This is a genomic window from Hydrotalea sp. (assembly GCA_030054115.1).
Classification (GTDB): Bacteria; Pseudomonadota; Alphaproteobacteria; order JASGCL01; family JASGCL01; genus JASGCL01.
The window spans coordinates 1-9,743 of sequence record JASGCL010000033.1 but is presented as its reverse complement, the minus strand read 5'-3'; the positions used below and the strand labels follow the sequence as shown (position 1 = coordinate 9,743).

The window sequence follows — 9,743 nt, the reverse complement described above, 5'->3', positions numbered from 1 at the left end:
ACCTTGCCAAGTAGTGAATCAAGCGGTAAATATAAAAGCCGAATGATGCCGTTACTATCACCAAAAAATAAATCATAGTCGATGACGATTAAGGTCTCGCTTACCGATGGGTTGGGCAACCAATTGTTTCAATATGCCGCGGGGTTGGCCCTGTCGAAATATCATGGCGTGCCATTGTGGCTGGACACTAGTTTTTTTGCTGAGGGGGAACATTATAAGCTGGGCAAAACGCGTCGCGCCTACGAATTGCATCATTTTTCTATCTTGGCAAAAAAAACCGGTGTGATGAAGCCGCAAGGCGGTGATGAATTGATTCACGAGCCGCGTGCTTATTTTTTCTACAAGGATTTTTTTTCCAGCCCGCGCAATAGTTTTTTGAAAGGCTATTGGCAATGTTATGGTTACCTGGCCGACATCGGCAAGGAGCTATTGGCCAGCATGACACCGCGAAAAAAAATGCCAGCCGAGGGGGCGCGTTGGTTGGGGGTGGTGCAGGGCATGAAGGGTGACATGAAATCGGGACAGGCGGTTTTCATCCACGTGCGGCGGCAAGATTATGTGAAGGTTGGGGTGGCCTTGCCGGTGGACTATTACCGTGCGGCAATTGCCGAGGTGGCGAAACACGTGGCCAAGCCGTGTTTTTTTGTCTTTGCCGACGACATGGATTGGGCGCGAAAAAACCTGCCGCTAAAAAAACATGAGGTGCGTTATGTCACCACCGGCGCGGCGTGGCAGGATATAACCATCATGAGCCATTGCCACCATGCGATTATTGCCAACAGCAGTTTTTCCTGGTGGGGGGCCTATTTGCTGTGGTTGCGGCGTAATAAGGATTCGCAAACCATGGTTATCATGCCCGATATCAAAAATTGGGCCAACCAAACCATTAGCGCGGAAAGTTTTTTTCTGCCGGCGTGGCGGCAAATAAAAATCAAGCGAACGATTTTTCGCTTTGTCATGGATAAATTTATCGGCAAGTGGCATTATAAATTGTTAGAAAAAATAAAATTATTATCGCGCAAAAGATTCGATACCAAATCAACCGCCAAAAAAATTGCCAGAATAAAAAAACCATGACGATAACAACGCGCCTGATGGGCGGCTTGGGCAACCAATTATTTCAATATGCCGCCGGGCGGATATTGGCGCGGCAACATAAAACCGACCTGTGGTTGGACGATGGTTTTTTGGGCAAGTCGGATAATAATATCACGCGACGTGATTATGAATTATCGCCATTCGCCATCAACATTGCCGGTGTAAAACCATGCCAACCAACCGCGGGCGATGCGGTGGTGGCCGAGGATGATATGAAATCGCCGCAAGAATTATTAACCGCGCCGCGCAATAGCTTCCTTATCGGTTATTGGCAGGGCGCATTTTACCTCAACCATTTGCGCGATGAATTGTTGGAGACAATCGCGCCGCGCAAAACAGGCAATAGCTTGTCGGCGCAAAGCAAAAAAATGTTGGCGATGATGCAAAAAACGACCAGTGTTTTTATTCATATTCGGCGTGGCGATTATGCCCAATTGCGGTCGGCAAATAAATTTCACGGGCTGTTGCCGCTGGGTTATTACCAACGGGCGATAAAAATCATGCAACAGCAATTGCCCAACGCCACGTTTTTTATTTTTTCAGACGACCCGGCATGGGTCAAACAAAACCTGCCAATAAACAATTCGCGAAAAAATTCACAAACTATTTATGTCGACCATAACCAGGGGCAGGATTCTTGGCAAGATTTGATATTGATGAGCCATTGCAAACACGCGATTATCGCCAACAGCAGTTTTTCTTTTTGGGGTGCGTATTTATTGTGGTTGCGGCATCAGCGTAATCGCCCGCATATTATTGCGCCCAAGCAATGGTTTAGGCAAAAAAATATCGATACCGCCCGGTGGTTTCCGCCCGATTGGCAATTGTTGCCGGCGCAACGGCGATCGTGGTTGGCGGGGTTTTATCGCCCGCTTTCTAGTCTGTGGCGGCTCTTGAAAAAAACACGCCATCGTCTTATATCGGAAAAAGATGGATAACAAACAAACCTTCGCGATTGACGGCATGCACTGCGCGGCCTGCGTCGAAAAAATTACCACGGCGATGGGTGGCGAATCGGGGGCGCAGGTTTCATTGACGCCGCCGCGCTTGACCATCAGCGGCGCGACACCGCTTGCAATATTGCAACAAAAAATAAAAAATGCCGGGGCGCGTTATGGCTTGCGCCCGCGCACCGCGGCGGAGGTGCGAACCGACAGCATGCCCGCATCAACCATGGGGCAAGACCATAATCACGCCGCCCTGGCGGGCAATGTAACTGGCAATGGGGTGGGCGGGGAAGACAACCGCACGTGGTTGCAAACCTACTACCCATTGTTGTTGATTGTCGCGGCGATTTCGATTGTTTCCCTAAAAAATATTGGCGGCATGGTCGGTGGGGATGGCTGGCGGCAAGCAATAATAAATTGGATGGTGAATTTTGAAGCCGGTTTTTTCCTGGTGTTTGGGTTGTTTAAACTGCTGGATATTAAGGGGTTCGCCACGGCCTATGCCACCTACGACCTGCTGGCCGGTAAATGGTTGGCCTATGGTTTTATCTACCCGTTTTTGGAATTGGCCTTGGGGTTTATGTTTTTGTTTCATTACCAATTAACCATCGCCTTTTACGCGGCGATTCTGCTGATGGGTTTCAGCTCGCTCGGCGTGATTCGCGCCCTTATGAAAAAACAACAGATCCGTTGCGCCTGCCTTGGCACCGCGCTTAACCTGCCGATGACGTCGATTACCCTGGTCGAGGATTTGGCGATGGTGGCGATGGCCGCCATCATGCTGGCAATCGGCGCGGTATAATAAACGCGCCGCAACGATAATGTTTCGTTTATGTTTGGTAACGGCAATCGGCGACCGGCCATTGCCCGATTATTTACAATTTTTGCGGGCCGTTGCGCGCGGCGGGGTTGATTGCGTCGAATGGCGCGAAAAACATCAGGCGATGGAAAAAACCGACCAGGCGCGGGCGATAAAAAAACTGCTTGATGAATTGCATGTGCCGTTCCTGATTAACGATTACCCCGATATCGCCCAGGCGATAGACGCCAGCGGCGTGCATTTGGGTAACAGCGACATGGCGGTTGATTCTGCGCGGACTCTGCTGGGCCCAAATAAAACCATTGGCATGTCGATAGAAAGCGAACAGGACATGGCGCGGGCAATTGGCAACTCGGCGATAAATTACGTAACCGCCAGCGCGGTGTTTGCCAGCCATAACAAAACCGACACGAAAAAAATTTGGGGCATTGATGGGTTAAAAAAACTAGCGGCGCAGGCTGGCGCGACTCCATCGCCAAAACCCATCACGGCAATTGGCGGCATCACGCTGGATAATGTTGGCGATGTCATGGCGACCGGCGTTTATGGCGTGGCGGTTATCGGCGCGTTGCACGATTCGCCCGACCCCGAAACCACCGCCAGGGTATTTCGCCGTATTATTGATAATAGCAAGCAGTAGGCGACGAAATTATTATTTTGCCGTGGCAAGGACGCCAATTGCTATCAGGGGTATTGAGCCCAGCACAAGCCAGGTGGCGCTAGACATCTGTCCATCCTTTTCCATGCACCCAGTTTGGGTTAAAGCAAAAGCAAGCAATACAACCATAAGTTTTTTCTTTGTATTTTTCATACTGCTGTCTTGCTAAAAAAGCAAATATAGTCAAAGGCTGGGGCGTGTTATGCCTGCGGTTACGCACGGCGAGGGAAAAATTTATATTTTTATACTTGTGGGGGAGGTTGAGGAGAGGTAGCGCATGGTCGAACTTTCAATAGACAGGTCTTTATAAATTCTTTATAAGGGCTCATGCAAAAAAATTTATTGGCAGAGATTAAAAACGCGGTCGGGGCGATTCGCGCACAAAAACCGCTTATCCTCAACCTGACCAATGTTGTTACAATGGATTTCATGGCCAATGCCCTGCTGGCGCTGGGTTCTGCACCATTGATGAGTGTCGCCGATGACGAAATGCCCGAGCTGGTAACTATTTCGGCGGCGGTGAATATCAACATCGGCACGCTGGACGCCGCATTTGTCGCCCGCGCCATCACGGCGGCAAGATTGGCGGCGGGGAAAATTCCTGTCGTCCTTGACCCGGTGGGGGCGGGGGCCAGCGCGTTGCGCACCACGTCAGCGGCAAAAATATTTAACCTGGCCAACATGGTGCGCGGCAATGGCTCGGAAATTATGGCCTTAGGAAATGAATTAGGGAATCATTTGGGAAATGAATTGGGAAATCATTTGGTTGGCATGGCGGGCGATGGAAAAGAATCGCCGCAATCGCGTGGCGTGGAATCAACCATCGCCGCGCTTGACGCCAAAACCACCGCCATCAATTTGGCGAAACCAAATAAAAAAATAATTATTGTCAGTGGCAAGGAAGATGTCATCACCGATGGTTCTGCGGTTGCGACCTGCGGCTTTGGCGCGGCATTAATGACATCCGTTACCGGCATGGGTTGCGTGTTGACGGCGGTGGTGGCGGCCTTCGCCAGCGTCGCCAACAAGGGCAATAATAAGCCTGATTATTTTCAATCAGCAATCCTTGCCACCAATTTTTTTGCACTGGTTGGTCAAGTTGCCGCGATGACAGAAAAAAACCCCGGTGGTTTTAAAACGGCCTTTATCGACGGCCTCCACACCCCCGATTGGCAAAGGATGGCGGAGATTATCGATGCGGCATAAGGTTCTCTCCATCGCCGGCCTTGACCCCTCGGGCGGGGCCGGCCTATTGGCCGATGTTAAAACCTTTTCGGCACTGGGTTGTTACGGCATGGCGGTGGTGACCGCCATCACCGCGCAAAACACCATGGGGGTCAGCGGCGTGTTCAAGGTTGAAACCCACGCGATTGTCGCGCAATTGGAATCCATCCTTGACGATATTACGCCCGATGCGATTAAAATCGGCATGTTGTTCGATGAAGAAATTATTACCGCCGTGGCGGCGGTGTTAAAAAAACACTTGGCAAAAAATGCGGCACAAAAAAATGGCGCAAAAAATTTTTCCATCGTGCTCGACCCGGTGATGATGGCGAAAAGCGGCGATGCCTTGCTCCAGCCCTCGGCCATCAAGGCATTGCGCGATGTCTTAATCCCCCTGACTGATATCATCACCCCCAACCTGCGCGAGGCCGAGGCCTTGCTGGCAAGCGACGACCCCATCACCCACGACACCATGGCGGCGCGGGCGCGCGACCTGTTACAATTAGGTAGCAAATCGGTGCTGTTAAAGGGTGGGCATTTAATTGGCGATGTCGCCGATGATTATTATATCATGGGTAACGACGGCGGTTTATGGTTGCCGGGGCGGCGTATTGATACAAAAAACACCCATGGCACGGGTTGTACCTTGTCGTCGGCGATTGCCAGCGGCCTGGCACGCGGGTTGGATATGCCGGCCGCTTGCCAAGCGGCAAAAAAATACCTGACCGGCGCGTTATTGGCGGTGGAAAAAAAATCGGTGGGTGGCGGTGCGGGGCCACTCCACCATTTTTATGAAATATGGAAAAAATAATTTTAAAAATAGCCCAATAACTGCTATATCTTTAATAGAAATCTGTTGAATTTATAAACTTATGACTTGACAGATGTGGCAAATAATGGAAGTAATGCTTCATACACCTTTACAGGGGAAGACACAGGCTATATAATAGCCACCATATAATAATTATTGAGGACTGAGGAGTTAATACAATAATGGCAAAGCACGAACAAGGATTTAAAATCGCGGCGATGGGTCGATATTTGCCCAAACGTTGTGTCATGTCCAAGGATATTGATAAGATGGCCGGCATGGCCGAGGGCTATACCGAGGAACGCACACACATTCACCAACGTTATTGGGTGTCGGAGGGGGAAACAACCCTCTCGATGGCCAAGGCCGCTTCGGAGGAAGCCCTGGCCAAGGCCAAATTGACAATCGACGATATCGATTGCGTTATCAACGCCGGTGTGTTGGTGCCACAGATTATTCCTTCGACCTCGTCGCTTTTGCTTTATGAATTTGGCACATCGAAACAAGATTGCTTCGACGTGGATTGCACCTGCTTGAGTTTTGTCAAGGCGTTGGATATTGCCGATTCGTTGGCACAGACCAAGGATTACAAACATATTTTAATTTTCACCAGCGAAATTGCCTCCTATGGCATTCAAGATGGCCACCACGATGTCAAAAGCCTGTTCGGCGATGGCGCGGTGGCGATGATTTTGACCAAGGAAAAGGGCGCGAAATCGCATGTCATGGGGTCGGTGTTTCAAGCCTTCCCCGATGGCGGCGCATTTAGCCAGGTGCGTGGCGGCGGCACCCGCACCCACCCCAAGGCCAATCGCGGCAATCTGCCCGAATTGAACTCTTACGATTTTGAAATGCAGGGGCCAAAAGTTTTTAAGGTGGCGAGCAAAAACTTCCCCAGCTTTATGAAATCGGTGTTGGAAAAAGCCAATGTGAAGATGGAAGATATCGATTATATCATCCCGCACCAGGCGAGTTATCAATCGATTATTCAAATCCAACGTCGGTTGGGCGTGAATGATAATAAGGTGATGCGCACCATTGAAAATTACGGCAACCAAGTGTCGGTTTCCATTCCCAATGCTTTTTACGATTTGTTTTCCTCCGGGCAATTAAAATCGGGCGACAAGGTTATGTTCCTTGGCGCGGCGGCCGGTTTGGTGCTTGGCGCGGTTGTTTTGCAATATTAATTTATTGTTAGGGAATTGTTGGGTTGAGGGCTCATAACATAATATGAAAAAAAATCTTACATTTGTTTTGCTGGGCGCGGTGTTGGCGTGGCTTATTCCCATGGCGGTCAGCTTCTTCATGGTTGACCCATCAACCACACCCCATACTTACTTGCCGAATATCTATGTTTTTAAGGCAGTGATGTTTTTGTTGGCGTCGGGCACGGCGTGGTTTTTTTATAAAAAACTGCAGGCGAAAAAATCGTTGGATATTAATGTCGCCCATGTGTTTTTGGCGGTGTCGGTTGTGCTCGACATGGCCCTGTTGGTGTCGGTGTTTAAAATGCCGTTGTTTGTTTGGTTGACCATGGTGTTTCCTTGCTACCCCATTGCTTTTTATGGGCTTTATTTTTTTCTGAAAAGAAAAAAATAAGCTTGAGAGGCGTAAAGTATATTTATCTGGGGCAACCATGAAAATGAAAAAAAGCACCGAAAAAAAAATTAACAAAGACATCAAATTTGTTTTGCTGGGCGCGGTGTTGGCGTGGGTTATTCCAACGGTGGTGACTTTTTTTATAAAAAGTTCATCGCCTATCGATAATATTATCAATATTTATAGCGTGACGTCGGTCTTGTTGGCGGGTGGCACAGCATATGTTTTTTATAAAACATTACAGGCAAAAAGCTTGTTGGATATTAAGGTCGCCCATGTGTTTTTGGCGGTATCGGTTGGGCTCGACCTGATACTATTTGTTTTGATGTTGCACGAGTCATTTAAAATTTGGTTGAAGTATTTTTTTCCCATTTACCCGATAGCTTTCTATGGCGTTTATGGTCTTGCGAATAGAGGAAAACACGGCAAGGGCAATGACAAGGACACGGACAGGGTAAGAAGGACTTATCATTCTTTGTGGCCTTGGTTGGGCAATTGGGGCGGGCGTCATAATAGCGACGGCAGGGATGGCGATGGCGGCGGCGATGGCGGCGGCGGCGGGGATGGCGGCGGCGGCGGCGGGGATTAACATTTGGTGTCGTGCAATTATCGCGACCATTAATTGCTGGCTGTCACAACAAGTAAAGACAATTTTTGCAAAAGACCAGAATAATATGTTGGCCGGCAAAAAATAAGATATAATGATGGCGGGACCTGCGGCACGGCTTACCCCCTTGTGGCGGTTAATTATTATCGTGATAACAAAACAACAGCAAGAAATACCAAGCGAGGAAATGATGTTAACTTTTGTAGGGGCGTGGATATTATTGAGCGCGGTTATCTTGTTGGCAATTTTTAAAGTGCCGATGATGGTTTTTCTGTTAATCGTTTTACCCTTTTGGGCGGTGGTCTGCACCGGATTTTATTTTTTGCTAAAAGAGTAAAAATAGGCTAGTTTGCGCCTGTGTTAAAAGTCAAATTTTACCAGGCGGGTTTTTGCAAACACCCCGAATGCGTTATCAGTGGCCATGTGAATTGGCGGTCGTTAAAAAATGTGGCGACGCCGATGGTTTGCACCCTTATCAACCACCCCAAACATGGTTACATGTTGTTCGATGTTGGTTACAGCGATAATTTTTTTAAGGCCTCTGACCATTTTCCCTATAAATTTTATCAAATGGCGACGCCGGTGACGGTGGAGGCAACCTTGGTCGATTTGTTACGGCGCGATAACATTGACCCGGCCGATATAAAATACGTGTTCATTTCGCATTTCCACGCCGACCATATTTCGGCGATCGACGATTTCCCGAAAGCCACCATCATCACGTCGCAGGCGGCCTATGATTACAGCAAGGCCGTGCAAGGTTTCAAAGCAGTGCGCAAGGGGATATTGCCGCAATTGATGACGTTGTTTAAGAATCGCAAGTTCCAATTTATCGAGGATAAGCAAAAAATTAAGGGGCATAAGAAACTTTTTAATTTTATAACCCACGATGTTTTTGGCGATGGCGCGGTGGTGGCCACGTCGTTGCCCGGCCATGCGCGCGGCCAGCATGGTTTGTATTTGGACGACACCAACAAAAAGAAAATTTTTTTGGTTGCCGACGCGACGTGGCTTCTGCCGTCATTGGCGGCGGATAGCCTGCCCCTGCCGATAATTGCCATGGTCAGCGATAACCACCCGCAATATATTAAAACATTCCACCGATTGCATGATTTTTACCATGACAACCGCGACGTGCAATTGGTGCCGTGCCATTGCCAGGAAACATTTGATAAAGTTACAAAATCATAAGTAGAAATATAATCTTTTTTCTTGACATAAATAGTTTTTTTATGCTAGATAGAAACCATTATGAAAAAACTATATATCCTAATATCGGCTATTGCAATTATCGGCATTTTGTGGGTAATTGTCCCAATGGTCATCAACGATGTGAAGGAACCGGATTTCACGGTCCTGCGATCTGAAAAAAACATTCAACTGCGGCAATATGCGCCCTATATTGTGGCGGAGGTTACGGTCAGCGGCGACCGCCGCGCCGCGGCCAGTGCCGGTTTTCGCTTAATCGCCGATTATATTTTTGGCGGCAACAAGGCGAAAAACACCGCCGGTTCGGAAAAGGTGGCCCAGAAAATAGCTATGACCGCGCCGGTTATTCAACAACCGACCAGTCAAAAAATCGCCATGACCGCGCCGGTTATTCAACAATTAAATGATGCCGATAAATGGACAGTGCAATTTGTCATGCCGAAAGAATACACCATGGCGACATTGCCGACGCCGAACAACGCGGCGGTGGAATTGAAACCGGTGCCGGCCAAAAAATGGGCGGTGATAAAATTTTCTGGATCATGGAGCGATAGCAACCTGGCCAAGAAACTTGATGTGTTGATGCAATATGTCAACGAAAACAAATTGCAAACGGTGGGCGCGCCGCGCACCGCCTTCTATAATGCGCCATGGACATTACCGCCATTGCGCCGCAATGAGGTGATGGTGGAGGTGAAGTAACTTCCTAACAACGGGGCGCATTAATGTTTATTTGGTGATGTGCTTTGGCACATCACGGCGCCATGGAC

The 9,743-nt window shown here is 48.7% G+C and carries 13 protein-coding genes; 12 read left to right on the top strand and 1 reads right to left on the bottom strand.

Features of this window, described 5'->3' with window-relative positions:
- Window positions 1-81: 81 nt before the first annotated feature.
- The 4 genes from QM529_06255 to thiE are packed head-to-tail and all read left to right on the top strand — an operon-like array spanning window position 82 to window position 3,505.
- Entirely contained in the window at window positions 82-1,077 is a 996-nt protein-coding gene (locus QM529_06255) for an alpha-1,2-fucosyltransferase (protein ID MDI9314257.1), read from the top strand.
- Window positions 1,074-2,036, top strand: a complete 963-nt coding sequence (locus QM529_06250; protein ID MDI9314256.1) for an alpha-1,2-fucosyltransferase — start codon at window positions 1,074-1,076, stop codon at window positions 2,034-2,036. The genes QM529_06255 and QM529_06250 overlap by 4 nt, the downstream gene beginning before the upstream one ends.
- Window positions 2,029-2,847: a heavy metal-associated domain-containing protein gene (locus QM529_06245; protein MDI9314255.1), complete on the top strand. Its 819-nt coding sequence runs from the start codon at window positions 2,029-2,031 to the stop codon at window positions 2,845-2,847. Before QM529_06250 ends, QM529_06245 begins: the two co-directional genes overlap by 8 nt.
- Before the next feature lie 19 nt (window positions 2,848-2,866).
- Complete coding sequence (gene thiE, locus QM529_06240) at window positions 2,867-3,505, top strand: thiamine phosphate synthase (protein ID MDI9314254.1); 639 nt, start codon at window positions 2,867-2,869, stop codon at window positions 3,503-3,505.
- Window positions 3,506-3,517: 12 nt separating this feature from the next.
- On the opposite strand, the gene QM529_06235 is transcribed toward thiE, so the two are convergent.
- Window positions 3,518-3,676, bottom strand: a complete 159-nt coding sequence (locus QM529_06235) for a hypothetical protein (protein MDI9314253.1) — start codon at window positions 3,674-3,676, stop codon at window positions 3,518-3,520.
- A 174-nt stretch (window positions 3,677-3,850) separates the two neighbouring features.
- Here QM529_06235 and QM529_06230 point away from each other — a divergent pair, with 174 nt between their 5' ends.
- The 8 genes from QM529_06230 to QM529_06195 all read left to right on the top strand — a co-directional run bounded on the left by QM529_06230 (window position 3,851) and on the right by QM529_06195 (window position 9,675).
- Window positions 3,851-4,729 carry a hydroxyethylthiazole kinase gene (locus tag QM529_06230; GenBank protein ID MDI9314252.1) on the top strand — a complete coding sequence of 293 codons (879 nt, stop codon included), beginning with the start codon at window positions 3,851-3,853 and terminating at the stop codon, window positions 4,727-4,729.
- Complete coding sequence (thiD, locus tag QM529_06225; GenBank protein MDI9314251.1) at window positions 4,719-5,558, top strand: bifunctional hydroxymethylpyrimidine kinase/phosphomethylpyrimidine kinase; 840 nt, start codon at window positions 4,719-4,721, stop codon at window positions 5,556-5,558. Before QM529_06230 ends, thiD begins: the two co-directional genes overlap by 11 nt.
- Before the next feature lie 248 nt (window positions 5,559-5,806).
- Complete coding sequence (locus QM529_06220; GenBank protein ID MDI9314250.1) at window positions 5,807-6,745, top strand: 3-oxoacyl-[acyl-carrier-protein] synthase III C-terminal domain-containing protein; 939 nt, start codon at window positions 5,807-5,809, stop codon at window positions 6,743-6,745.
- A 43-nt stretch (window positions 6,746-6,788) separates the two neighbouring features.
- Window positions 6,789-7,157 carry a hypothetical protein gene (locus QM529_06215; GenBank protein ID MDI9314249.1) on the top strand — a complete coding sequence of 123 codons (369 nt, stop codon included), beginning with the start codon at window positions 6,789-6,791 and terminating at the stop codon, window positions 7,155-7,157.
- Between the two features lie 37 nt (window positions 7,158-7,194).
- Window positions 7,195-7,746, top strand: a complete 552-nt coding sequence (locus QM529_06210; GenBank protein MDI9314248.1) for a hypothetical protein — start codon at window positions 7,195-7,197, stop codon at window positions 7,744-7,746.
- A 112-nt stretch (window positions 7,747-7,858) separates the two neighbouring features.
- Window positions 7,859-8,101, top strand: a complete 243-nt coding sequence (locus tag QM529_06205; protein MDI9314247.1) for a hypothetical protein — start codon at window positions 7,859-7,861, stop codon at window positions 8,099-8,101.
- A 20-nt stretch (window positions 8,102-8,121) separates the two neighbouring features.
- Entirely contained in the window at window positions 8,122-8,955 is an 834-nt protein-coding gene (locus QM529_06200) for an MBL fold metallo-hydrolase (protein MDI9314246.1), read from the top strand.
- A 60-nt stretch (window positions 8,956-9,015) separates the two neighbouring features.
- Window positions 9,016-9,675 carry a heme-binding protein gene (locus QM529_06195; protein MDI9314245.1) on the top strand — a complete coding sequence of 220 codons (660 nt, stop codon included), beginning with the start codon at window positions 9,016-9,018 and terminating at the stop codon, window positions 9,673-9,675.
- The last annotated feature ends 68 nt before the right edge of the window (window positions 9,676-9,743 follow it).

Bases quoted from the DNA above. Each gene is read 5' to 3' on its own strand.
- QM529_06205 (MDI9314247.1), top strand. From the start codon at position 7,859: ATGATGGCGGGACCTGCGGCACGGCTTACCCCCTTGTGGCGGTTAATT.
- QM529_06230 (MDI9314252.1), top strand. From the start codon at position 3,851: ATGCAAAAAAATTTATTGGCAGAGATTAAAAACGCGGTCGGGGCGATT.
- QM529_06235 (MDI9314253.1), bottom strand. From the start codon at position 3,676: ATGAAAAATACAAAGAAAAAACTTATGGTTGTATTGCTTGCTTTTGCT.
- QM529_06245 (MDI9314255.1), top strand. From the start codon at position 2,029: ATGGATAACAAACAAACCTTCGCGATTGACGGCATGCACTGCGCGGCC.
- thiE (MDI9314254.1), top strand. From the start codon at position 2,867: ATGTTTCGTTTATGTTTGGTAACGGCAATCGGCGACCGGCCATTGCCC.
- QM529_06210 (MDI9314248.1), top strand. From the start codon at position 7,195: ATGAAAATGAAAAAAAGCACCGAAAAAAAAATTAACAAAGACATCAAA.
- QM529_06255 (MDI9314257.1), top strand. From the start codon at position 82: ATGACGATTAAGGTCTCGCTTACCGATGGGTTGGGCAACCAATTGTTT.
- QM529_06215 (MDI9314249.1), top strand. From the start codon at position 6,789: ATGAAAAAAAATCTTACATTTGTTTTGCTGGGCGCGGTGTTGGCGTGG.
- thiD (MDI9314251.1), top strand. From the start codon at position 4,719: ATGCGGCATAAGGTTCTCTCCATCGCCGGCCTTGACCCCTCGGGCGGG.
- QM529_06220 (MDI9314250.1), top strand. From the start codon at position 5,807: ATGTCCAAGGATATTGATAAGATGGCCGGCATGGCCGAGGGCTATACC.
- QM529_06195 (MDI9314245.1), top strand. From the start codon at position 9,016: ATGAAAAAACTATATATCCTAATATCGGCTATTGCAATTATCGGCATT.
- QM529_06250 (MDI9314256.1), top strand. From the start codon at position 1,074: ATGACGATAACAACGCGCCTGATGGGCGGCTTGGGCAACCAATTATTT.